Origin of the sequence: Orientia tsutsugamushi str. Boryong (assembly GCF_000063545.1) — a bacterium.
In the GTDB taxonomy this organism is placed as follows: Bacteria; Pseudomonadota; Alphaproteobacteria; order Rickettsiales; family Rickettsiaceae; genus Orientia; species Orientia tsutsugamushi_C.
On sequence record NC_009488.1, the window covers coordinates 279,140 to 304,638 of the forward strand.

The 25,499-nt window shown below is 30.0% G+C and carries 16 protein-coding genes and 10 pseudogenes; 17 read left to right on the forward strand and 9 right to left on the reverse strand.

Annotated elements, in window-relative coordinates:
• The first annotated feature begins 349 nt into the window (after nt 1-349).
• The 4 genes and pseudogenes from OTBS_RS01310 (at nt 350) to OTBS_RS11095 (ending at nt 4,304) form a co-directional block, all read left to right on the forward strand.
• Nucleotides 350-2,518: a type IV secretion system protein gene (locus tag OTBS_RS01310; protein WP_232488840.1), complete on the forward strand. Its 2,169-nt coding sequence runs from the start codon at nt 350-352 to the stop codon at nt 2,516-2,518.
• A 248-nt stretch (nt 2,519-2,766) separates the two neighbouring features.
• Nucleotides 2,767-3,033 (forward strand): annotated as a pseudogene (locus tag OTBS_RS18160) (IS982 family transposase); the annotation flags it as partial.
• Nucleotides 3,034-3,245: 212 nt separating this feature from the next.
• Nucleotides 3,246-3,416 (forward strand): annotated as a pseudogene (locus tag OTBS_RS18165) (conjugal transfer protein TraI); the annotation flags it as partial.
• A 64-nt stretch (nt 3,417-3,480) separates the two neighbouring features.
• A pseudogene (locus OTBS_RS11095) lies at nt 3,481-4,304 on the forward strand (IS5 family transposase).
• A gap of 373 nt (nt 4,305-4,677) precedes the next feature.
• On the opposite strand, the gene OTBS_RS01330 reads toward OTBS_RS11095, so the two are convergent.
• The gene (locus tag OTBS_RS01330; protein ID WP_011944384.1) at nt 4,678-5,052 is read right to left on the reverse strand and encodes a tetratricopeptide repeat protein; all 375 of its coding nucleotides are present in this window, start codon (nt 5,050-5,052) and stop codon (nt 4,678-4,680) included.
• A 349-nt stretch (nt 5,053-5,401) separates the two neighbouring features.
• Here OTBS_RS01330 and OTBS_RS15755 point away from each other — a divergent pair, with 349 nt between their 5' ends.
• Together OTBS_RS15755 and OTBS_RS15760 are read left to right on the forward strand one after the other, a co-directional pair.
• Nucleotides 5,402-5,632 carry a transposase gene (locus OTBS_RS15755; protein WP_232488841.1) on the forward strand — a complete coding sequence of 77 codons (231 nt, stop codon included), beginning with the start codon at nt 5,402-5,404 and terminating at the stop codon, nt 5,630-5,632.
• 25 nt (nt 5,633-5,657) lie between these two features.
• Nucleotides 5,658-5,750 (forward strand): annotated as a pseudogene (locus OTBS_RS15760) (transposase); the annotation flags it as partial.
• A 275-nt stretch (nt 5,751-6,025) separates the two neighbouring features.
• Here OTBS_RS15760 and uvrA read toward each other — a convergent pair.
• Nucleotides 6,026-8,902 carry an excinuclease ABC subunit UvrA gene (uvrA, locus tag OTBS_RS01340; RefSeq protein WP_041621095.1) on the reverse strand — a complete coding sequence of 959 codons (2,877 nt, stop codon included), beginning with the start codon at nt 8,900-8,902 and terminating at the stop codon, nt 6,026-6,028.
• Between the two features lie 428 nt (nt 8,903-9,330).
• On the opposite strand from uvrA, the pseudogene OTBS_RS10130 reads away from it, so the two are divergent.
• The 4 genes and pseudogenes from OTBS_RS10130 to OTBS_RS01355 form a co-directional block, all read left to right on the forward strand.
• Nucleotides 9,331-9,795, forward strand: a pseudogene (locus OTBS_RS10130) (transposase); the annotation flags it as partial.
• Nucleotides 9,796-9,819: 24 nt separating this feature from the next.
• A pseudogene (locus OTBS_RS13735) lies at nt 9,820-9,915 on the forward strand (IS5/IS1182 family transposase); the annotation flags it as partial.
• Nucleotides 9,916-9,938: 23 nt separating this feature from the next.
• Nucleotides 9,939-10,226: pseudogene (locus OTBS_RS01350) on the forward strand (bifunctional (p)ppGpp synthetase/guanosine-3',5'-bis(diphosphate) 3'-pyrophosphohydrolase); the annotation flags it as partial.
• Nucleotides 10,227-10,276: 50 nt separating this feature from the next.
• Nucleotides 10,277-11,179 carry an Rpn family recombination-promoting nuclease/putative transposase gene (locus OTBS_RS01355; RefSeq protein WP_011944386.1) on the forward strand — a complete coding sequence of 301 codons (903 nt, stop codon included), beginning with the start codon at nt 10,277-10,279 and terminating at the stop codon, nt 11,177-11,179.
• A 78-nt stretch (nt 11,180-11,257) separates the two neighbouring features.
• Here the strand turns inward: OTBS_RS01355 and OTBS_RS01360 are convergent.
• From OTBS_RS01360 to OTBS_RS15025, 3 genes and pseudogenes are all read right to left on the reverse strand, one after another.
• Nucleotides 11,258-11,512: pseudogene (locus OTBS_RS01360) on the reverse strand (conjugal transfer protein TraD); the annotation flags it as partial.
• 346 nt (nt 11,513-11,858) lie between these two features.
• Complete coding sequence (locus tag OTBS_RS01365) at nt 11,859-12,794, reverse strand: reverse transcriptase domain-containing protein (RefSeq protein WP_173361675.1); 936 nt, start codon at nt 12,792-12,794, stop codon at nt 11,859-11,861.
• Complete coding sequence (locus OTBS_RS15025) at nt 12,791-13,027, reverse strand: hypothetical protein (RefSeq protein ID WP_041621097.1); 237 nt, start codon at nt 13,025-13,027, stop codon at nt 12,791-12,793. The genes OTBS_RS01365 and OTBS_RS15025 overlap by 4 nt, the downstream gene beginning before the upstream one ends.
• A 638-nt stretch (nt 13,028-13,665) precedes the next feature.
• Here OTBS_RS15025 and OTBS_RS15765 point away from each other — a divergent pair.
• Nucleotides 13,666-13,848, forward strand: coding sequence for an ankyrin repeat domain-containing protein (locus OTBS_RS15765; protein WP_332370175.1), 183 nt, complete (start codon nt 13,666-13,668; stop codon nt 13,846-13,848).
• A gap of 17 nt (nt 13,849-13,865) precedes the next feature.
• On the opposite strand, the pseudogene OTBS_RS13740 reads toward OTBS_RS15765, so the two are convergent.
• Nucleotides 13,866-13,961 (reverse strand): annotated as a pseudogene (locus OTBS_RS13740) (IS5/IS1182 family transposase); the annotation flags it as partial.
• Between the two features lie 130 nt (nt 13,962-14,091).
• Between OTBS_RS13740 and OTBS_RS11110 the strand changes: the two are divergent.
• The 4 genes and pseudogenes from OTBS_RS11110 to OTBS_RS01395 form a co-directional block, all read left to right on the forward strand.
• Nucleotides 14,092-14,503: pseudogene (locus tag OTBS_RS11110) on the forward strand (transposase); the annotation flags it as partial.
• Nucleotides 14,504-15,058: 555 nt separating this feature from the next.
• Nucleotides 15,059-15,718 (forward strand): lipase family protein, encoded by a 660-nt coding sequence (locus OTBS_RS15770; protein WP_050897495.1) that lies wholly within the window; start codon nt 15,059-15,061, stop codon nt 15,716-15,718.
• Between the two features lie 265 nt (nt 15,719-15,983).
• Nucleotides 15,984-16,253, forward strand: a complete 270-nt coding sequence (locus OTBS_RS15775) for a hypothetical protein (protein WP_232488843.1) — start codon at nt 15,984-15,986, stop codon at nt 16,251-16,253.
• Nucleotides 16,254-17,117: 864 nt separating this feature from the next.
• Nucleotides 17,118-17,459: a hypothetical protein gene (locus tag OTBS_RS01395; RefSeq protein ID WP_232488844.1), complete on the forward strand. Its 342-nt coding sequence runs from the start codon at nt 17,118-17,120 to the stop codon at nt 17,457-17,459.
• Between the two features lie 36 nt (nt 17,460-17,495).
• On the opposite strand, the gene murJ is transcribed toward OTBS_RS01395, so the two are convergent.
• Together murJ and OTBS_RS15780 are read right to left on the reverse strand one after the other, a co-directional pair.
• Nucleotides 17,496-19,010, reverse strand: a complete 1,515-nt coding sequence (murJ, locus tag OTBS_RS01400) for a murein biosynthesis integral membrane protein MurJ (protein WP_011944389.1) — start codon at nt 19,008-19,010, stop codon at nt 17,496-17,498.
• A gap of 379 nt (nt 19,011-19,389) precedes the next feature.
• Entirely contained in the window at nt 19,390-19,599 is a 210-nt protein-coding gene (locus tag OTBS_RS15780; RefSeq protein WP_332370176.1) for a transposase, read from the reverse strand.
• A 731-nt stretch (nt 19,600-20,330) separates the two neighbouring features.
• Here OTBS_RS15780 and OTBS_RS01410 point away from each other — a divergent pair.
• Nucleotides 20,331-22,085, forward strand: a complete 1,755-nt coding sequence (locus OTBS_RS01410) for a type I secretion system permease/ATPase (protein WP_011944390.1) — start codon at nt 20,331-20,333, stop codon at nt 22,083-22,085.
• A gap of 37 nt (nt 22,086-22,122) precedes the next feature.
• The gene (locus OTBS_RS01415) at nt 22,123-23,667 is read left to right on the forward strand and encodes an HlyD family type I secretion periplasmic adaptor subunit (RefSeq protein ID WP_050897496.1); all 1,545 of its coding nucleotides are present in this window, start codon (nt 22,123-22,125) and stop codon (nt 23,665-23,667) included.
• A gap of 607 nt (nt 23,668-24,274) precedes the next feature.
• Here OTBS_RS01415 and OTBS_RS11120 read toward each other — a convergent pair.
• A protein-coding gene (locus tag OTBS_RS11120) for an IS5-like element ISOt6 family transposase (protein ID WP_157866294.1) occupies nt 24,275-25,097 on the reverse strand; the annotation gives its coding sequence in 2 pieces (ribosomal slippage) (nt 24,275-24,710 and nt 24,709-25,097; 825 coding nt in all).
• Nucleotides 25,098-25,499 lie beyond the last annotated feature (402 nt).

Below are 25,499 nucleotides of genomic sequence, written 5' to 3' on the forward strand. Positions count from 1 at the left end.
AGAAATGCAACACTATAGTAAATTATATTGAATTAAGATATGAAATTTACTATAAGGTAAAACTAACAATGCATTTTATGCAGAAGTCATGGCAATATTTATTCATTGTAATGTGCTATTTTAGTTGATTTGGCTAAACATGATATCTCTTTTCTATTATATTTTGTTTACTGCACTCTTTTAATTATTCTGCAGCTCCTAATTCTATATACACATCATTTTGCATGAACTCATTACACAACAGTAACAAATATTATATTTAGTAACAACGTTCTTTTTGAAATAAATAAAACTTTATTGTATGATTCTACATAATTTCAGTGAATTTAATACTCGCAATTTGAACATAATGAATCAGCAAAATACATTATTCTTAAAGTTTCTTGTTGGTATTATACTATTCTGCTCTGTAATTAGTTATAGTATAGCTGAATGTATAGATGCTGATGATTTTGGATTTCCTATAATTGCTATATCATCAAGATATGATACTAAGCAGCTTACTGGACAAAAAGATAACCAAGTAGCACCTTGGATTGATAGTAAGCTTTTAGTTAATGGGAAGCCATTGGTTGTCATGGTTAAACATTGGAATTATCATGAATATGATAATGATATCAGTCATCTCTCAGCTTGGTCAGCATGGTATGGAACTAATAAAAATAAACATACGCTTGCTAGCATTACAAAAAGATTTCCAGAATGTAGGTTTCGCAATAATAAAACTTTTTCTGATTCATATGATGATAATGATGATATACCAGTTATTAATCCTCCATGTTTATTTAAACATGGTATTGGCCTTTATGCTTTGATTGCAAAGCCTGGTGTTGATCCAAACGCTAATGTTCATTCTCAATCGTATGGTATTCCAAAAAAAACTATTAATTTTCATGTAGGCCAAAACTACCTTAGTTCTCTTAATTCTACTGAGTTAGACTCAGGTTTTTTGGATACTACACCTGATGGAAACATAGTCAAAACTGGAGGATATTTTCATAAATATCAGGATCAGGAGGCTGAACAGTATGTTGGAGGAAGATTGTATTTCAAAATCCTAGATAGATTTTATGATGACAATAATGGACAATATAAGATTATTATTAAGTCTGGTGTTGGAGATGAAAAAGATTCACCAGAAACATTTCTTATAAATATAGTTAAAGAAATGCTATTTGGTAACAAAAAAAATCAAAATAAAAATGGAATAATTCAAAATCTCTTTATAAACATTCTCAAAAATCCAAGCTATAAAATAGTTGTTAACCTTACTTTGATATTATTTATCGCATTTAGTGGGCTAGCTTTTTTAATAGGTAATATTAATATGACTGCTCATGAGTTAGTACTTAGAACAGTAAAAATTTTGGTAATATCTGTTTTGCTGAATTCTGATACAGCTTGGAAATTTTTCTATGATTATCTATTCTTTATTTTTGTAGATGGCCCTCAATTTATTATTAAGACTATCAACGAAGCAACAGCAATAGGACCAGGATCATCAAGCATATTAGGGCTAATGATTGCTCCTCATACTTTAAAAAAGTTATTTTCAATACTATTTGTAGATTGGGGCGGGTTTATTTACATTATTTGTTACTTAATATTATTATACTATATCTTCATAATTAGCTTTAAAGCAACAGTACTATATCTTAATGCTTTAATTTTGGTTGGTATAGGAATAATTGTAGGTCCTGTTTTCCTCTGTTTTGTTTTATTTCAGTTTACTAAACCAATTTTTGAAAATTGGATTAAGCAACTAACTATATATGCTCTTCAGCCAGTGATATTATTTGCTGGCATCGCGTTTGTAGGAATGTTTATCAGACATGAAATATATGCTTCTCTTGGTTTCAGAGTTTGTGAAGTGCCTTTTCCTCCTATTGCTAACACATTAATAAAAATTATTAGCGGTGATAGCTCTAAAAAACAATCGCTCTTAAATTTATGGTTTCCAGCTCAGGTACTTAAGAAAACCTTATTATTCAGTCAAAAATGTGCTAATATACCTGTACCTGAAGATCATATTGTATATCGTGATCAAAAACCATGGCAATGCAGTGATGGAATATCTGGTAATAGCAAGCAATTAATTACTTCAACAGATCCATCAAATGAAAAGCACTGTTCCGCATATGAATGTAAAGCGAACCGTTACGTAGAATTACCATTTTTAGATCCTAATATCAATAAAGATAGATATAGAATAAGAAACTTTTTTGCTGGTAATTTCGTGCAGTGGGATAGCTTATTACTACTTGCAGCTTGTGTATTTTTACTTAGCATGTTTAATGATAATGCAATAGCACTTGCAAATTATATTAGCAGCGGAGGAGATAGATCATCAGCTAGCGAAAAATCAACTACAGCAATAGTATCAACAGTAACTCCACCATCACCAACAACATTCATACCAGCTGCATTTAGTAAAATTGGTCAACAACGTACCAAAAATAGTAACTCACATTCTAATTCTAATAGTAGATCTGGAATTAATACAGGACCTAAAAAATAATTTGGTTATTTTAACCTAAGTTTGATATAATTAATAGATCATAGACGAGGTAAAGAAAGGAAAAGATAATTTAAACTTAAAAAAAGTGAAACAGAAATTTGCTTATGTTTAAAAACATAAGCAAGCAATGCAGAGAGGACATTAGTGTAAAAATATATAACATACCTATGACAAGTATGATAAATATGGAATAATGTATTATAACAGTATACTATTTAATAGATAATTTTTGGAAGATATATCAAGAGCTGGAAAGAAAGAGATTAATACCAAGTAATAATCCAAGAAACAGAGATAGAAACTTATCACTAGCTGAGTTATTAGCAATAGTGATATATTTTTATTTATCTTTATGCAAGGATTTTAAAAATTATTATCTATATTACGTGCGTTATAAGTATAAAGGATACTTTTAGTTTACGTAGAATAATACAACTGTAGCTTAGAATGTTGCTGCTACTAGCTGTATTATAATGCATTATATGAAAAGAGAAGAAACAGGTATATACCATATCTACTTCAACGTTTAAAATTACTGTGTTATTATAAGGCTTTCATAGTATTAAATTTTGAAATGTAAGAAAATTATCCATCATTTACAGCGTTTGCAAAAAATTCAAAAAGAGAAATTACAGGAGTACAGGCTGTATATCTAAATTCAGAAACAGGATATAAGGCAGATATTTCAATTAACAGAAGGTCATTAGGTAAAATCAGTGGATTGTTCATAACAATCGCAAAACGAAATGCAGATACCCTAATATAACATTATAGCAGAAGGCGCTGAAACAGCATTGAGCTTACAGCAAGCGCAGGCATTAAAGGCAATATCATTGCTAGTGTAGGAATTATGAATTTGAAAAATCATTCACCATTTCAAGGTAAAAAAATCATCATTAGACTTCTTTCGAAACTATACAATGATGTAAAATGGTGTTATAAAAATCTGATTTGAAGTAATAATGAAATTAGATCAGATTAAAGAGTTAAAGGATGAAAAATTTCGTCGATTAACAGTAGTAAGGAAGGGAACATTCTCAAAGATGGTGGATATTTTGAGGAAAGCTGATGGTGTTAAGAAATCAAAAGGAGGGCGTAAAAATAAGCTCAATTTGGAGGAACAGTTATTGATGGCCTTAGAATACCTTAGAGAATACCGTACTTATTTTCATATAGGTCAGAACTATGGGATTAGTGAAAGTTCAGCATATAAAGCTGTAAAATGGGTAGAAGACACCTTAGTTAAACACCCAAACTTTGCTCTTCCAGGTCGTAAAGCTCTAATGAATAGCGATATGAATTATGAAGTAGTCTTGATTGATGCTACTGAGAGTCCAATAGAAAGACCCAAAAAAAACAAAAATTCTATTATTCAGGAAAGAAGAAAAGGCATACACTAAAAACTCAAATAGTCGTAGCCAAGGAAACATGCCAAGTAATATATACAGATTTTTCTAACGGTAAAAAACATGACTTTAGATTATTTAAGAAATTCAAAATTCTTACCAATCCTAAGGTTAAAGTGATTACTGATACAGGATATCAAGGTATACAAAAAATTCACAATAATTCTAAATTACCAAAGAAAAAAAGCAAGAAAAATCCTTTAACTAAAAATGATTAAAAGAATAATCGTAGGTTAGCAGCAGCAAGAGTTGTGAATGAAAACGTTATTTGTATGCTAAAAAGCTTCAAAATTATTGCTGACAAATATCGAAATAAACGTAAACGATTCGGTCTTAGATTTAATTTGATCTCTGGCATTTATAATTTTGAACTACCTTAACCAGTTTCAAAAGAGGTCTAATATCTTCTTTAAAAAGAGGCTTATCAAATAAAGCTAGATGTACACCTTGGATAAAATACACTAATCTTTGCAGTTTCAATTGAGTTATTACATCTCCTGCTTCTCTATCAACCAATACCAGAAAATAGCTAGCAACATCAAAACAACTCAATAACTCACCTTTTTGTTGTATAGTCATGATTTTATTATTATATCTTATGACTATTTTATAATAATTTGTATCACAAATAAATCATGATAATGCTTTATAATACCTGCAATTTTTCGTTTGAGTATATTTATTAACTTATATGCTTCTACATTATTAGGATCATAGCTAGATTACAACTTTCTATTGCTTTCTAAAGCTGTCCTAATTTACCTCTAAACAAAATCCTTTATTATAATTAGCTTCTGCCAAATTAGGATTATACTTAATAGCTAAATCAAAATTTTCTATCGCTGCTTGCTGTTGTCCTAATGAATCTAAACAAATCACTTTATTAATATAAGCTTCTGAATAATTAGGTTTGTACTTAATAGCTAAATCAAAATTTTCTATTGCTTCTTGATATTTGTTTAACTTAAGAAATGAAATTCCAACATAAAAATGTTTTTCTGCTAACCTGGCTTTATCCTGCATTAAAATTTCTGATGTAACATGTTGATTGTTGTTTCGTTTTGATGCAATGGCTGTATTTAACAGTGTTAATAATAAAACAGCTGTTATATATTTTACAAATTTCATATGATTATTAATTACCCTTTAAATTTTTGATTTTGGCTACCGAACACTAAATAATTACTAAATTATAGGTATTACAATTAATCCTTCTTTTATATTTTTTTTCAGTCTTATCAATAATACTATCAGAAATTTTATTAATATTCTTTATTTTTTATTATTACAACCAGTTATAACAAATTATGTTGCATTTAAATACATATATGGTAAAGGCATTGATATAGAATACCTATATGGAAACAAAGCCAGAAATAAGAGAAAAATATCAACAAGTGATAATCTATACCGAAGGAAAACTTAGTATACATAGATGAAAGTGGCATTGAAATGTCCATATGCAAGGATAGATAGATTGCGGAGCAAAAAAGGAACTCATGTGAGCAGCAAAAAGAGTGGTAAATATTATGAATGTACAAATATTATAGCTGGTTATGTAATCACATCTATGATATTCAATGCTTCATGTAATACAAGATTATTTGAAGCTTGGGTGGAGCAGTTATTAATTAAGGAATTAAAGCCTGCTCAGTTCATAGTAATGGATAATGCAGCATTTCATAAATCAAAAAAACTAAAGAGTTAATAGAGTCTGTTGGTTGTAAAGTTATTTTTTGCCACCTTATTCTCCAGATTTAAATCCGATAGAGAAGTTTTGGGCTAATATGAAGCGGTGGATTAGACATCAAATTACTCAATTTTGTTAAATCTTATGATGCTATTATCTCTTTTTTTTATGCTCAAACCTCATTGTAAATGACTATAATATACAAGTGTTATAATGCTGAATATTCAGATTATTAAGTATGGTATTATGAAAGAATATTTGTAGAAATATGAGCAATAAATAAACAGTTATTAATTAAAACTACAGATAATAATTATACATTATCTCTTGTATGCCTTTTATTCACTGCCTTTCATATTTTTCCTTATCCTAAATTGGCGTTTATTATAATATTAACTTAAGCTGATAACTCTACTTATTAAAGTATTCTCTTAAATATATTCCTGTAATACTTTGATCATTAAAAGATACTTGCTGCGGAGTACCAAAGGCAACTATTTCTCCTCCTTGATCACCACCTCCTACACCAACATCTACTATATAATCAGCACTTTTAATAACATCCATATTATGCTCAATAACTAATACAGTATTACCATTATCAACTAACCTATGCAGTATTTGTAATAGCTTATTAACATCTTCAAAATGTAATCCTGTGGTTGGCTCATCTAAAATATATAATGTTTTTCCAGTAGAACGTTTTGACAATTCTTTTGCAAGTTTTATGCGCTGAGCTTCTCCTCCTGAAAGTGTTGTAGCTGATTGTCCAATTTTAATATATCCTAAACCTACTTCATTTAATGTTTTTAATTTATCACGAATATGATGAGCTTTATCAAAAAATGTTATAGCATTATCAACTGTCATATTTAGTACGTCAGATATAGACTTTCCATTATATTTAACTTCTAAAGTTTCTTTATTATAACGGTTTCCATCACACACATCGCACTTTATAAAGATATCTGGTAAAAAGTGCATTTCTATTCTAGTTAACCCACATCCTTCGCAAGCTTCACAACGGCCACCATTAACATTAAATGAAAATCTGCTACGTTTGTACCCTCGAGCTTTAGCTTCATGTAGCTCACTAAACCAATCGCGGATATAGTTAAATACTTCAGAGTAAGTAGCAGGGTTAGATCTTGGAGTCCTGCCAATGGGAGATTGATCAATATTGATCACTTTATCTATATTATCTAAGCCTATAATATCAGTATACTCTCCAACAAACGTTTTAGTATTAGGTTCAAGTTTTTTTAAAATTGCTTTATATAAAGTATGAATAATGAGTGTTGATTTTCCGCTACCAGAAACTCCAGTTACTGCTGTCAAGGTACCAAGCGGTATTCTTACATCAATATTTTTTAGATTATGAGATCTAGCTCCTTTAAGCTCAATAAATCTATTATTGTCCCCTGTTCTTACGTTACTTCGAATAGAAACAAATTTTTTACCGCTTAAATATTGCCCAGTAATACTGTCAGGAACATTGATAATATCATTGACTCCACCTTGAGCAACTATTTTTCCGCCTTCTGTACCAGCTCCAGGGCCAACATCTATAATATGATCAGCTTCTAGTATTGTTTCTTTATCATGTTCAACAACAATAAGACTATTTCCTAAACTTTGTAAATTTCTTAGAGTAGAAAGTAACTTCTTATTATCACTTTGATGCAACCCTATAGATGGCTCATCCAAAATATACATTATTCCACTCAAACCTGACCCTATTTGTGATGCTAATCTAATACGTTGACTTTCTCCACCAGACAGAGTAGTAGATGATCTATCAATTGTTAAATACTCTAAACCTACATTCTTTAAAAAAGATATCCTATCCTTAATTTCTTTTATAACTAGCTTTGCAATAATTTTATGTGTGTCTGTTAAACTATGCTCAAGGTTAGCAAACCAATCATAAGCTTCAGATACTCTCATCTTTGCAACTTCACTAATATTAAGATTAGCAATCTTAACACATAATGATTCTTGAGTAAGTCTGTCGCCACCACATGCTCTACAATCTCCTTCAACCTGATAACGTAACAACTCATCTTTTATCCACTGAGTAGCAGCTTGACAATATTTTTCCTCTAGACTAGGAATTATTCCACCAAATGGCTGAACAACAACCTTAGGCTTAGCTTCACTATTATTATACATAAACTTTATTTCTTCATCACCTGATCCATAAAATAAAACATTTTTAACTTTATCACTTAAACTTTCAATAGGATCATCAAGACTAAAGTTATAATGTTGAGCTAAAGCATTAAAAGTATCTTTAATAAAATAAGAATCATTATTAGCCCATGGCAAAATTGCCCCTTGAGCAATTGATAGTGAACTATCAGGCACAATTAGCGCAGTGGAAAAAAACATCTCCTTGCCCAATCCTTTACATGTATTACAAGCACCAAATGGACTATTAAACGAGAACATACGAGGCTCAATTTTTGGCAACTGAAATCCTGAAACTGGACATGAGTACTTTTCTGATAAAACTATAACATCTTGGTTCTGAAAACTACACTGAGTATTATGGTTCTGCATGGAAGTTGAAGTAACTTTTTTAGCATAAATTATTCCATCTGATAACTGCAATGCTGATTCTAAACTAGAAGTTATTTTGCTACGTAACGTGTTATCAATAACTAATTGATCAACGATAACTGAAATATTATGCTTTTCGTGCTTGTTTAGTATTGGCAAATTATCTACTTCATATTCATTGTCATTAATTATTATCCTTGAAAATCCTTGTTTTTTAAATCTAGATATTTCTTTATTGAATTTGTCTTTATGAACTTGAGTAATTGGGACAAGAATATCAATTTTAGTGCCATGAGGCAAAGCACACATGATGTCTACCATCTCGGAAATGGTTTGTCCTAGAATTGGGGAATTAGTAGCTGGTGAATATGGTATCCCTATTCTAGCAAACAGTAAGCGTAAATAATCATATATTTCAGTCATGGTCCCAACTGTAGATCTAGGATTACGAGAAATTGTTTTTTGATCTATAGCAATAGCTGGAGAAAGACCAGAAATAGATTCAACATCTGATTTGTTTTGCAAAGAAAAGAATTGCATATTACGCACTGGCCAACCTGCTAAATAACTTCTTATAGACTCAGCATATATAGTGTCATATGCTAAAGATGATTTTCCAGAACCACTTAATCCAGTAATAACTACTAATTTATGTTTAGGGATATCTATATCAATATTTTTTAGGTTATGCTCTCTTGCGCCCCGTATTTTAATACAATCAGCCATGCATATTTTTAATGTTTCGCAATAACTCAGTAGCAAATAACATATATTATTTAACTATAGCCGCAATCATAATTATAATTGACTAAATAGTCAATTATAATTATGTGGTAACAAAAAATAGCTTTTAAAAGCTAGGTTAAGTATAATACTATGTTTAAACTATAATATGATAGCCTTAATTTGGAAAGGCAGTTAAGTTACACAGCTTATGTTATTGTTAACTTTAAACAAATAATGCTGAATTAGAGATAAGTCTGAAGAATAAGTTGGTAGATATAATAAATTACATTATACAGATTCTATTGTATACTTTAACTATAAACGCCAGATTATGATAAGTAGAAATATGAAATGTAGAGAATAAAAGGTATACAAAGAGAGAATGTTGAGTTATAAAAAAAATTTAAATAAACAAGGAATAACCCAACATGAAAAAATGTATTATAACAGTATACTATTTAATAGATAATTTTTGCAAAATATATCAAGAGTGTGAAAGAAAGAGCTTAATACCAAGTAGTAATCAAAGGAAGGGAGACGGAAAGTTGTACTTAGCTGAGTTATTAACAATAGCGATATATTTTTATTTGTCGCCATGCAAGGATGTTAAAAATTATTATCTATATTACTTGTGTCATAAGTATAAAGAATACTTTTGTTTACCAAGTTATAGTAGAATAATACAACTGTGACCCAGAATGTTACTACTGCTAGCTGTATTAATGCATTATCTGAAAGGAGATGAGACTGGTATATATTACATCGATTCTACAAAGTTAACAATTTGTCATAATAAACGTACCTCCAGCAATAGAGTTTTTAACAAAATTTCTAAAATTAGTAAAAGTAGTTATGGCTGGCTCTTAGTCTTTAAGCTTCATCTTATAATAGACCTCTTTCGAAACTGGTTAACGTAGTTCAAAATTATTGCTAATAAATATCAAAATAGACATAAAAGATTAGGTCTTAGTTTTAATTTGATCTCTGGCATTTATAATTTTGAACTACGTTAACCAGTTTCGAAAGAGGTCTAATCAATAATATTGCAGAGCAGGTTTCAGACTTCACAAGGGTTAGAAATAATAAGAAAATTAGTGCTATGGAAATGATACAAATATTACATAGCCAAAATAAAACAGAATTATTACTGATCAAGCTTTTTGATAGATTCCATAACATTACAACTATATGCATCAAACCTCCTCAAAAAAGACAAGAAATCATACTAGAAACGCAGCAAGAATTTATACCTCTTGCTAAGTACCTTAAATTACAAGAAGTTGCCATAGAGCTAAATAAATACTGTAAGCTTTATGCTAGCTAATAAGTTATTTTGTTGTATAATTTAAAAAGAATAGAAAATATGAAAAATATATGCATTTATCAAGATTTTTAGATCCAAAGAATGATGTAGCATTTAAAAAGATATTTGGATCAGAAAAAAACAAGGACATACTAATACATTTTCTGAACGATATATTATTGTTTGAAGGGAATAGAGAAATAACAGAAGTAGAGTTTTTAGGTACGATATTAGACGCTGATATAGCGTCCAAAAAAGAATCAATAGTAGATGTTTTGTGTAAAGATAAAAACGGAGCGCAATATATAATAGAAATGCAAGTAGATCCTACACAAGGATTTGAAAAAAGAGCGCAGTATTATGCAGCAAAAGCATATGGTAGGCAACCAAATAGAGGAAAGGAAGGAAAATACTCAGACCTAAAGGAAGTTATATTTATAGCTATAGCAGATTATAAATTGTTTCCAAACAAAGAAGACTATATATCAAGGCATGTAATATTGGATAAAAAGACATATGAGCATGATCTAAAGGACTTTTCATTTACCTTTATAGAATTACCAAAATTTAAAAAAAATAGAGTGGAAGAGTTAAGTGATATAACAGAGAAGTGGTGCTATTTTTTTAAACATGCAAAAGAAACAACATTAGATGGATATCATAAAATAATAGGTGAAGATTTAATAATCAAAAGAGCGTATGAGGCATTAGATCAGTTTAATTGGAGCGAAGACGAACTAATAACCTATGAACAAGAGTTAAAGCGTATATGGGATAATAAAGCAGTAGAAGATTATAAACTCGAACGCGCTAAAGCTGAAGGTAAAGCTGAAGGTAAAGCTGAAGGTAAAGCTGAAGCAAAAAAAGATTTTGCAATAAAATTATTGAAATCTGAATTATCAGTTGAGACAATTGCTGAATATACGGATTTATCAATACAAGAAGTATTAAATTTAAAAAATAGCGTAAAATAATAAGAAATATACAACATACAAAATTTTACCTTTAATGTGTTGTATGCTATTTCTATTAAATCATATAGATGCCTTATATCACACTACAAGTTCTATACTATACTGAACATTGAGAAGGGTATTCTTTAAGGCCTCAATATCTTTAACATGGCCGCACCATTCTTGACGAAAGCTATTCCATTTTAAGCCATGAAGGCGAATGTGGCGCTTAGTGTTTTCATCTAGTTCAGAGGAAAATTTTAAAATCACAGCAGCTTTATTTTGCTGTTCCTTATCAAAAATATTTTTACCGATTGTAGTCCAATGATTCTGAACATTTGGATGTAAAGATAGCTGGTTCAAAAAAAAGTAGCGTTATTTTTTGAACTCTAAGATTTATGTGAGTAGACCTAACCAATTGCTCAATTAGGCCCCTCCTCAGAACCGGACTTGCAGAATTACCGCATCCGGCTCTCAAAAATAAGATAAGCATTATGCCTTATTTGTTGTCTAGAACATTGAGACAATCTTTCCAATTTTAGGAAAATTTACTCTTTTAAGTATCTCGGTTAGTCTTTTCCAATTCATCTTACGTTTTCCTCCCATTCTATTAAACCAGTTATATATTGCCCGTTTACTTTGGTTGATAAATGAACTTACTCGTCTTTTGTTATCCGATATACCATGATAGTTGATCCATTCACCTAATAACTCTAATGACTTGTGATAATGTTTGTGTTTTATCTTGCTTGTTTAGCTGAGCACGCAAATATTTTCTCAGTCCTTTCAGTTTCTCAGTAAAACGATCTCTCCTTGAGGTATATTTTAGTCTCCATGTTGTGCCAAATCTTGATTTGCCCCAATAGCAAGTAAATCCAAGAAAATTATAACTTGCGATCTTCTTGTCTTGTTTGGCTAAATTTGCAGCATGGTCTCTACCAGATTTTATCATTTGTGATTTAGCTTCATTGATATTTAGCCCATACTTATTTAACCTTTTAGGCAAAACATCATAAAACCTTTTCGCATCTGTTTCCTTTTCAAAGACAAATACCATATCGTCGCAGTACCTCACCATTCCTGTTTGTCCCATTAAGTTTTCTTTGCTGATTTTTGCAAACCAGCTATCTATAACATAATGCAGAAAGACATTTGCCAGAATTGGCGAAACTATTGAGCCTTGACGACAACCTTCTTTGTTAGTAACTATAGTACCATTTTCTATGATTGGTGTTTCAATCAGTTTCATAACTAGTCTTAGAAACTTCTTGTCAGATATTCTCTTTCTTAGAAATTCCATCAACTCGCAATGCTTAATTGTATTGAAACACTTTGTTATATCAATCTCTACTATAGCCCCTTTATTGAAGTTATACGTAAGTCTGTTTAACTCCCTTAAAGCATCGTGTGCATTTAATTTAGGTCGAAATCCATAGGAATACTTTAAGAATATTGGCTCAAACACAGAGTTTAATATCTTGCTTACTGTAGACTCGATTATCTTATCTTCAAAACATGATATTATCAAAGGTCTTTTGCCTCCATCTTCTTTTGGAATTTCTGTTATTCGTGCAGGTTTAGCTTGATATTGCCATTTGCGAATTTTAGTAAGAAGCGAGAGCAGATTTGCTTTCAACTTCTTACCATATAATCAGCTTTGGTTATACCATCTATTCCTATCGCTTTCTTGCTATCGAGTTCCTTATATTGTTCTTCTAACATCTTTAAATCAATGATATGTCCAAGATTATTAAACTTTATGTCTTGATTTAGATTATTAAACTTTATGTCTTGATTTTTCGATGATAGCAACTTTATACGCTCAAGTTTCGTTAACCATGTATTTCTGTCTATGCTGTGTACAGCCATTGTTTCCCTCTTGCATTCTTACTTTTCTGCTAACCCTTTGCTCCACCCACATTACTAGGTTTCATCACTACTATGGCTAACTCAGCCATCCTTACACCATCTCCAAAGCCTTATGTTTCACCACTTGTACTTTGAATACTTACTTAATTACGTAAGAGTTATAAGGACTTCTCAAGTTGTGTCATTAATCTTTACAAACTCGCTGACGCCTGCGACCCCGGTGGTTGAAAATTTTTGGGTTTTTTTTTACTAGTTTGACCTCCAATCTTCTTTTGCCTACTATGTGCTAGAACATATCGGCTTCCACTACATCTCACTTTCAGGGCTATCACGTTCACCATTTGGTTTCGGCTCGAATGTTTCACTGTCTACGCTTTACTACTGTCGTTACCTTCAGCAGCACAAGACTCGCTATATGGTGGATCTAGCTTCTCCTTCCATAACTGGACTTTCACCAGTAAGATTAATTCACCTTTTCTTGACGCACACACAATTCAAGTATATTATGAATTTTTTGAAAAATATCCTACCTATTGCAATGATCATATAGCATTACTGTTAAAATATAATGCTGATGTGTAAATATCGAGAATAATCAAGGTAATACACCTTTATCTGATGCTGTTGAATGCAGATGTATAGAACCTTTAGAAATTATGCTAAAACATAATTCGAATAGTATTAATAAAAAATATGATGAAGGAGAAACACTACTACATATTGCTGTTCGTAATGAAATCATAGATGTTATACAGCTTTTGATTGATTATGGAGCAGATATTGATGCAAAAGATGATAATGGCATGATTCCTATAGATTAGACTTCTTTCGAAACTGGTTAACGTAGTTCAAAATTATAAATACCAGAGATCAAATTAAATCTAAGACCGAATCTTTCACGTCTATTTCGATATTTATCAGCAATAATTTTGAACTACGTTAACCAGTTTCGAAAGAGGTCTATTATGCTGCTAAAATAGGTAATGCAGATGTATTCAATCTTCTAACTGAACAATCGGGTCCCATGGTATTAGGTTTTAACAGATAACTAATATGTTAATGCTAATAATAAAGGCGAAATAATGTCAGTTAAATTTACTAAATGCAATAAAAAGCGACCTATCTGTAGCTCCACCTATTTTTAAAGGCTTATCTGATAAATTGTTTGCTGATAAAGCTTACATATCTAAAGCATTATTTCATCAACTGTTCTCCAGTTGCTAAGTTTATTTACGATTCTTCGTAAAGATATGCAAACACATTTATTAGACATAGATGATAAGCGTTTATTAAATAAACGTTCCTTAATTGAATCTATCTTTAATATACTAAAAAATATATGCTTTTGAGCATACTAGACATCGTTTTCATCTTAATTTCTTTGTTCATATAATTGCTTCTCTTGCTACTTATTCTATCTCTAAACTTAATTCCTATCTTTTCTCCTCTTCTTTCTCTTCACTCAACTTATCCTAAATTGGAGTTTGTACTTCATTATATCTCTATATTACACTCAGGATACTATAGCAGTTTTTAATATATTCTTTCTTTATTCTTAATCACTTTTTCTATTTTTTACTATTAAATAATAGTTGTAATATTTATTCTTTCTACTATCTGATCTGTTTCTTACATCAAACTCAAGTGTTTCTTTAATATATCTCTTGCCTTTTCTTTTTCTGATATAACTCTCTGTTTGATTTTTTCTATATCTTTTTGATGTACTTGCATAAAGATTTCCTTCATCAAGATATTCTGAGGATATTTGATATTGCAAATAAAGTTAATAAATTTGTACTAAATAAAAGTTTTGAGTTGATAGATGTAATATTTAATACGGCAAAAGTATTAGAAGTCCAGCTAAGAGCATAAAAATGAAATATATGCGACTTTTATACATTAATTAAGTTTTTTTATTCATTTTAAAAAAACTTAATGGATATATTTCGCTTATAGTATTAAACTGCAAATTACTTGTAATATGAGTAACAAAACAACTAAATTATTAACAAACAAAAAATTATTTAAAATATGCCTATTAATCAATCTTTAAAATTAACAGTTTGTAATCATAAGTTTATACACCAAGCTATTAGGCTTGCTTATAAAGTAGGCTATTCTTCTTATGGTGAAAGACTTAAAGGGACGGAAAAAGAAATTAAAGGCATAGGGTGGAAGATATTGTGCAATTCTGCAGATTATAAAGATACTAATAAGTATGGCTACAAAGCAGTAGCTTTTATTAACGAAAAAACTAAAGAAATTCATGTTGCTACTGCAGGCACAGATCCTAAAAATGTAAACGATCTGAGAGATGATATACAGGGTGTTTATAGGCATGGCGACATTTCAAAGATAAAGCCAATGAAAGCTTTCATTGATAAAGTAGTCAATAATCTTGATGTAAAAGATTATAAATATACTACTAGCGGTCATTCTCTTGGAGCGGTAGTTTCAGATTTAACAGCAGCTGAGATTGTATCTCGAAATCTTAATCTTGTTGAATCTACTACTTTTGATAATCCAGGCTCATATCCAGCATTAGATTATGCAACTAAAAATAAATTTTTTCCTAATGAAGCTAGAGAAAAAATTTATTCACTTGCTAAGTATTGCAAAGTTATTAATGCAGTACCAAATTTGATAAACGAAACTAATGATCAATTTGCTGCAATCCAACCACAAAGTTAGCGCTACCAAAAAATGATTTTGGCAATGGTTATATTAGCTGGATGGCAGAAAATTTTAGAAAGTTATGCAAGCCACTTAGTGCAACAGAAAACATGCTAAATTCTTATTTTGGATTTAACAAAGTATCGTATGCACTTCATAAAATGTCTGAGACAATTAACTCAACATCTGATTTATTAAAAAAATATCTATAACAGCTCAATCTCATGGGTTGAGTAATTTTGAAAACTGCAAAATACTTGATGTAAAGAATCGTGGCAACAATGTGGTAGAATTAGATTCTACTGAAGGAGATAAATTACACAACGTTTATTCTACAGGTAATGATGGTATTTTGGTAGAACGTACAAATACTGAAGAAGAATTAAAATCATTCGTAGTTTATGGTACTTATAAGTACTGTGATATACAAACACCAGTTTATGAAGCAGAACACCAAAGTTTACCTTCATTTGTATGCTATGATCCTGCATCTAATGATGGGTTTAACCAAATTAATGGAGTATGTACTGACTGGAGTACAGAGGTTGATTAATATAATGTTTTTGTAGTTTGGATGTAAAAGTATTTCTATTTGATATAGCCAATTAATAGGAGTTTGATAGAAGAAATTAGCTTGTATATACATCAAGCTAATTTTCTACTTTCTTTAAGCTTGCAAGATAAGTTTTCTAGCTAGTATAATAGACTTGTTTTGAAAGAAGTCTATTATACCATAGTTTAATCTAGACAGTTTGCTAATTTGTGGGCTCTGTAATTTATCATATCTACCAACTTATGCAAATCAGTATATACATTGTTGCTGGATATGTTTTTTACTCTCTTTCTTTCATTAAAAAGAGTTATTAAAGACTTCTATTAATTATGCAATCTTTGTTCCGTAAAATTGGAACATATCAAATTATTTTTTAGAATCTTATCAATCTTAATAAGACTTCTTTGTTTTTACCTTCTCGTCTTTCGTTATCGAATATAACATGATAGTTGATCCATCTCCTAATAACTCTAATGACTTGTGATAATATTTGTGTTTTGTCTTGCTGATTACTAATTTTTGCAAACTAGATATCTATAACATAGTGCAGAAAGACATTAGCCAAGATTAGTAAAACTATTTTGAGCTTTGACGACAACATTCTTTGTTAATAACTATAGTACCATTTTCTATGATTAGTGTTTCAATAAGATACACTAATGTTTTTACTGATAGCTATAAGCTGTGCAGTTTTATATAATAATTCTAAGAAAGAAAATTCGCTTCTAATATTGAGTAATGTGTGCCATAATTATTACGTTAAATAATATTTAGTGTTAAAATTGCAAAGTATTATTAAGAGTTTATATAAATTTAAGCAGTATCATGTATTTATACGAGGTTTATTACAATCCAAATGCAAAAGTGCATCAGGTAATATTATCAAGGCATGGCTTTTCTATTAAAGCAGCTATATTTAGTTTTCTATGGGCTGGATATCATGGTATGTGGTATATATTAATATCAGGAATACTAATCAATTCTATTATAATATTTGGAATAGATAATCCAATTATGTTAACTTTAGGTCAAATAACACTAGTTACTATGTCTATATTTTTTGGTATTTTTGCTAGTGATATTCTAACATTTTATTTAAATATTAAAGGTTATCAACTTTATGATATTGTATATGCTAACTCAACAATTGATGGAGAATATAAGTTTTACAAAAAGCTTTTGAGAAAATATACAAAGCAAAATTAGTGGCCACACTTGCTATTATATAAATTATACTTAAACTTAACCTTTATATAAAATATGGTGTACTCTTAATGTAAAGCAAGATACAAGGTATACCAACCCTCCAATAGCAATACATATTAACAATGAAAATATCTTAAATAGAAGAGTTGTTTTATTATACAATACAACATTATTTAAGTAATAAATAGTTATAGCCATAATTACACAAGATACTAATAACTTTAAAATAAAGACAGCTGTTGCTTTTGTAAGCTTGTAATAGCTAAACTTATTAGCAGCAATTAATACAAATATAATATTAGTTAATAGCGATATTGCATTGCTTAAAACAATGCCAATATAATCAAAAAACTGCGCAAATAATATGCTAAGAGTTATATTTAATAAAGATGAACATACAGCAATTTTCATAGGTGTTTTAGTATCACAATTTGCATAGAATGCTGGAGTTATAACCTTAGCGAGAATATATGTTGGTAATCCAAATGCTGAAATAGCAATTACTAATGATGTCTTTTGAGTATTTTCTTGGGTAAAAGCTCCATGTTGATAAACTAATTCAGCAATTGGATACGATAACATTCCAATTACAACAGCAGCAGGTAATGCCAAAAAACAACTAATATTGATTGTTTTTTTTTGTAATATAATAGCTTTATCAACTAATCCTTGTTTATATAGTTTTGATAATTCAGGCAGTAAAACTGTATTAAGACTTATTCCTATTATGGCTAAAGGTAGCTGATATATTCTATCTGCATATGATAAAATTGATATTCCTCCTGAAAAAAAACTAGATATAATCTGAGAAATGAGATTACTAATTTGTGATACTCCAGAACTTAACATTGAATACGCTAGGTTGCTACCAAAAGATTTTATATTTTTATCTGATCTATCAATCCTAAAAAACAATCTAATGCCAGCTTTTTTTAAATTAATATACACAAACAATACTTGTATAAGGCCAGCTATAATTAGCGAACAGCAAATTGCTACTTTGGAGGAAGCAAAGTTGCTGCTAAGATATGTACCAGCTATAATAAGTATGTTTAATAAAATTGGAGAAAATGCTAAAACTGCAAATTTACCGACTGAATTTAACATTTCTCCAATGAAAACGACTATTGAAGCTAAAATAACATAAAAAATAGTTATCCTACATAATAATACTGTAACCTTTAACTTATTTTCTACAGTATAAAAACCAGGAACAAATACAAACATAATATACGGCATGATAAGCTGAATAAATATAACAAGTATAATTAGCAAAATAATAAGTATAGTAAAAATACTGCTAGCGAATTGCTCTGCTGATTTTTTTGAATCTATTAATTTTGTGCTAAAAAACGGCACAAAATTGTAAAAGAATGCCTTTTCTCCTAAAGCAATACGTATCAAGTTAGGAAACTTTAAAGCAAAAAAAATACTATCAGATAATTCACTAACACCAAATAATGAAGCAATAAAAAGTTCTCGCAGAAAACCTGAAATCCTTGAAAAAACGGTTAAAATTGCTACTCTGATACCAGATTTTAATAATCTCAATGCTTAACCATGAATTATGATTTGATAAACAATTATTTAAATTAAAATAGCAAACTTGATTTTTAATCTTTAAAAATTAAAACAACTTCATAATATCAGAAATTTTAGAAACCGCAATATTACTTATTTTAAATGTGATATCAAGTTTATCAAACAAGTGTGGTATCATTTGGTTTGTGATAGGAAAATCTAGACCAAAAGATAAGATAGTATTTATTGATGAGTCTGGAATAAAAGATAATGCATGCTGCAACTATTGATTGAGGCTCTATAGGTAAAAGTTTTTCTGAGCAGTTTGTATAGCTAAACTAGTATAAAACAGTTACGTTATATACTTTTCGAAAAGAGTGTCTCAGTCACAGTGATATTTCATTCTGCTTTATTTAGTTTGAAACAATTTTTTCTTAATAGACTTTAAATCAGGAGAATAAGAAGGTAAATACTCTAATATATGTCCATATATATGTCCATCTTTTTCTATCATAGTTTTTAAATGAGGACTTGTATGATAACTTGCATTATCAATCACAACTATAGAATTATTAGATAATTTCGGAATTAAATTCTGTTCTATCCAAGAGTTAAAAATAGCAGTATTAACATTACAGTCAAATTGATAAGTTTAGCAAAGATTTATCTACTAATACTACTATAACATTAGTTCTCTTTGACAGATGCTAATTATAAACACCGTAACATCTCATGATTTTTGCCGCATATCAGTGAGTTCTATGTGTAATATGAATAAAACCGTTCTCAGCCGCCGTAAAGGCAATAACTTTTCCGTTGCCTTTGTACATTTTTATCTTATCTATAAACTATGTTGTGAGCAATGCATACCTTTTATGTGATAAATTTATCGCTTTTCTGCAAGTAAAATGAAATATATTTCCAATAACTAGTATTAGAAGTTGTTTTTCCTAATGATTGACATAACATTATGCTACACTTATTAGTTTTAACAAGAATGAGTTAAGGGAGTTGAAGGATTTAACTAAAAATGGAATTCTGTACTAACAAATAATGCAGTTACTGTGATGTAATGATATTGGCGATATCATATATGTTAATTCAGTAACTTAAGTTGCAGAATATACAAACTAATGTTTAGCATTTCAATCTTACCTTATTAATCAATTTTTAAAACAATATAGTTTATGCTGTATTTTTATGTCTAAAATGCTAGTTTTTACTATAAGAATACACAATTTATGAAAAATAAATTTGTGTTTTGTATTAATAAAATATAAGCTTATGCTTAATAATTACTATGATTTAGAAAAATTGTTTTAAGTATTATAATTTTAACAAGGTATTTTTATGAAACAAATTCCTATAATAAATAAGTTTGTTCAGGAATTAAATCCTTTTCAGGAAGCGCTAGAGAAGTGTAGGTTAGCTTTTTATATAATATTTTGCTTTGCATTTTGTATCAATATATTAATGCTTATTACGCCATTATATTCATTGCAAGTTCTTGATCGTGTAATAGGTAGCGGTAATATTGAAACGTTGATTATGTTATCTTTAATTATTGGTACAATTTATTTTGTTCATACTTTAATGCAGATTGCTCGTTCGTTTACTATGATTCGCATTGGTATATGGCTTGAAAACAATATTTCTCCAATGCTACTTTCTCACTCTATTGCATCATCGGCAATACGGCAGTCATTATCTACTGGGCAATTATTACGTGACTTTCAGTTGGTTAAGAATTTTTTAACTAGTGTAGGATTAAATACTATACTAGATGCTCCGTGGACCATTCCATATGTTATAGTAATTTTCATGATTCATCCATACATAGGTTATTTAACAGTTGTTGGAGGAATTCTGATTATTATACTTGCTTTTGTTAATGCAGCTATAACTAATAGGAATTTAGGTGAAGCAACTGAATATTCTATTAAAGCATTAAATCAGGTAGAAATTGCTAATCGTAATGCAGAAGTTATTGAAGCAATGGGAATGATGAAAAATGTTAGCTCTAATTGGAGCAAAATTAATCAGTTAGCGTTATCTAAGCAAACGTTAGCTAGCTACCGTAATGGTATTCTTTCTAATATTTCTAGATTTGTTAGATATATAATGCAAATGTGTGTTACTGGAATTGGAGCATATATTGTAGTCAAGACTGGAGGACGAGAGATGTCAACTGGAGGAATGATTGCTAGTTCTATCCTTGTTGGTAGAGCTCTTGCTCCTGTTGACAATGCAATTGAGTTATGGAAACAAATTAATAATACTCTTAAAGCATATAAAAGAATTAACGATTCTTTTATAGTATCTAATTTACGTGATAAGGCTATGCCTATGCTCAAGGTAACTGGTAAGCTTGATGTTGAAAGTATTTCTTTCTCTATGCCTTACTTAAATCCTACTACTAAGCAGGTAGAATATAAACCAATTTTAAAAAACGTAAGTTTTGATTTAAATCCAGGTGAAGTATTAGCAATAATCGGCCCTAGCGCTGCTGGGAAAACAACTCTGTCTAGGCTTTTAGTAGGAGTTTGGAGATGTAGTTCAGGGGCTGTAAGGTTAGATAGTGCTAATGTGTATGATTGGAATAGAGAAGATTTTGGTAATCATGTAGGTTATCTTCCTCAGGGTGTTGAATTATTTAGTGGCACTATAAAACAGAATATTGCTAAAATGAGTGAAGAAATTGATCCAGAAAAAGTAACAGATGCTGCTTTAATGGCTGGAGCACATGATTTAATTTTAAAATTTCCTAATGGTTATGAAACAGATATTGGTATTGGAGGGTCAAGTCTTTCAGGAGGTCAAAAGCAGCGTATTGGTTTAGCTAGAGCTTTCTATGGCAATCCTAAATTTATAGTATTAGATGAGCCTAATGCTAATCTTGATGAAGTTGGAGAACTAGCTTTATCAAACGCTCTACAATTAGCTAAACAGAAAGGCATTACAGTTGTAGTTATATCGCATAGACCTTCTGTATTATCAGTAGTGGATAAGATATTAGTATTGCAAAATGGAACAGTAGCTGTCTTTGGAGATAGAGAAGAAGTTATGAATCAGCTTAATAAGCATAAACTAAGTATTCATAAATAGGATAGTAATATAATTAATTAAAGATTTGGGTAAAAAAATGTCTCAGCTTTGGAATGATAATAATAATAATAATGGCATAAAGGGAATAATACCTAAAATGTCGCCTCAAGACCGAAAAAATATAATGGATGTGTTATTGCAAAATCAGCAAAAACAACAAAAACTAGAAAAGAGTAAATGGCTAAAATCATTGCTTAAAGCAATATTGTTGCAGTTAACACGATTAATTTATGGTATAGGTAATGCTGTAGATAGCTTTATTAGTTTTATTATTAACTCAAAAGGTACAGCCAAAAATATTGTAGTTCAGACTGCAAGAGGGCCAATATTGTTTGGAGTTTGGGTCATGATTATTTTTATTGTAGTAGGTGGTTTATGGAGTGCATTAGCTCCACTTGACAGTGCTGCAGTAGCTGTTGGAACTGTGATATCAAGTACTGAAAATAAAATTATACAGCATCAGGAAGGTGGTATTGTTAAAGAAATCTTTGTTAAACAAGGAGATTACGTTAAGACAGGTAATCCTATAATAGCATTGGATGATACTAAAATTAGAGCTAGTGTAGAAATTAAGCTAGGTCAATATAGAACATTATTAGCTAATCAGGCTAGGTTAACTGCTGAACTAGAGCAACAAGAAGAAATAATATTTTCTGAAATTCTGGTTAATAATAATCATATACCAGAAGTAGCAAAAATAATGTCAATTCAGCAGCATCTATTTCAAGCAAGAAAGAAAGGCTTAAATGCAAGAATCATGCAATTTGAAAAAAGAATTGATTCTTTAGAAGCTAAAGTAGTAGCATCTAAAAAGCAGCTTGAGTATGTTAGAAAGCTTATTAAAAACGCTGAAAGCCTAATTGCTCAAGGCTTTGGACAAAAAACAGAGCTGGATAAATTGTTGGTTGAAGAATCAAGCTTGGTAGGTAATATCATAATTACTGAACTTGAGATAAACAGTACTCAGCAAGATATCGAAAGAACAAAGTCTGAAGCAATAGATCGTACATTATCTGAACTTAAAGAAGTTGAACATGCTGTCATTGAAGCTCAAGAAAGCTATAACTCTTTGATTGATATATTAAGCAGAACCTTAGTAAAATCTCCAGTTGATGGTATAATTAAGGTTTTGGATGTTAATACTAAAGGTGGAGTTATTGGATCTGGACAAAGGATTGCAGAAATTACACCTAGTAATGATTCTCTAATAATTAAAGCTAAAATTCCTCAAAAGAATATTGATTCAGTTAAGGTAGGATTGAAGGCTAAAATAAGATTTGGTGCTTTCAAATATAGAACTACACCAGTGTTTACTGGTAGGATAGTGCTAGTGTCGCCTGATACAGTTCAAGATCAACAATCAGCAATGCAGTTTAATAATGCAATGATAGGTGATACCTTTTATATTGCTAAAATAGAAATAGATATGGATGAATTTAATAAAGTAGCAAAAGTTCAAAAATTAAAACTTTTTCCAGGAATGCAAGCTGATATTCAAATTATTACTGGAACTAGAACTTTATTAAGATACTTGCTTGATCCAATAACTGATAACATGTTTAGAGCATTTACGGAGAAATAAAAAATGCCTTGGTGTACCTTTTGTTTTATAAGATGAATTACTTTTCTTTCATGTTAGAGCTGATTTTTAAAATTGGCTCTAACCCTTGGTTAGCAAGTAAGGTAGCGAGTTTTTTTACTAATAAATCTACTGTCAGCAAATATGTATCATTTAAGTTTGAGTACTAAATATTCTACTACTGTTCTATCATTAACGTTACCAGTAGTTAGAGCAAAACTCACAATCTCTCCTTGATGGTTAAAACTATATGCAGCTTACATTCGAAAACCATCCTGTAGAACTCTTACCAATCAGAGCTATATTTTGAAATGTTTTATGCTTATAAATTCTCGAATTATCATACAAGAAGCTTTGTTGAGTCAATATAATATTTTTCTGTTTTTTTTGCTGATAAAGATTGTAATAATAGTAGCATCGTCATAAATGTCATAGAGCCATCAACTCTATAAATCTGTTATAGCTTACTATCTTTGAAATGTCCTTTCTATAATGTTGACTCAGGCAATATAAATAAAAGTCTTTAAACATACGATAATGATTTAATTGTAACATTACCATTATTGTAATAATTTCCGATAAGCTTATATTAGACCTCTTTCGAAACTGGTTAAGGTAGTTCAAAATTATAAATGCCAGAGATTAAATTAAATCTAAGACCGAATCTTTTACGTCTATTTCGATATTTGTCAGCAATAATTTTGAACCGTTTTAGCATACCAATAACGTTTTCATTGACAACTCTTTCTCCTGCTAACCTACGATTATTCTTTTTATCATTTTTAGTTAAAGGATTTTTCTTGCTTTTTTTCTTTGGTAATGCAGAATTATTGTGAATTTTTTGTATACCTTGATATCCTGTATCAGTAATCGCTTTAATCTTAGGGTGGATAAGAATTTTGGATTCCTTAAATAATCTAAAGTCATGTTTTTTACCGTTAGAAAAATCTGTACATATTACTTGGTGTGTTTTCTTGTCTACCACTATTTGAGTCTTTAGTGTATGCCTTTTCTTCTTTCCTGAATAATAGAATTTTTGTTTTTTTAGGTCTTTCTATAGGAGTCTCAGTAGCATCAATCAAGACTACTTCATAATTCATATCGCTATTCATTAGAGCTTTACGACCTGGAAGAGCAAAGTTTGGGTGTTTAACTAAGGTGTCTTCTACCCATTTTACAGCTTTATATGCTGAACTTTCACTAATCCCATAGTTCTGACCTATATGAAAATAAGTACGGTATTCTCTAAGGTATTCTAAGGCCATCAATAACTGTTCCTCCAAATTGAGCTTATTTTTACGCCCTCCTTTTGATTTCTTAACACCATCAGCTTTCCTCAAAATATCCACCATCTTTGAGAATGTTCCCTTCCTTACTACTGTTAATCGACGAAATTTTTCATCCTTTAACTCTTTAATCTGATCTAATTTCATTATTACTTCAAATCAGATTTTTATAACACCATTTTACATCATTGTATAGTTTCGAAAGAAGTCTATTACAACTTATTTTACGCTTTTGTATAGTATTTGAGGTAAATTTAGATAAGGTGAATTAATCTTACTGGTGAAAGTCCAGTTATAAAATGAGAAGCTAGAGAGAATCTTGTGCAGCTGAAGGTAACGATAGTAGTCAAGCATAGACAGTGAAATATTCTAGCTTGAAACCAAATGGTAAACGTGATAGCCATGAAAATATGATGTAGTGGAAGCTGATATGCTCTACCACATAGTAGCAAAAGAAGATTGGATGTCAAACTAGTGAAAATTCAAAAATTTTCAACTACCTGTGTCACAGGCATCAGCTAGTTTGTAAAGATTAATGATGCAACTTGA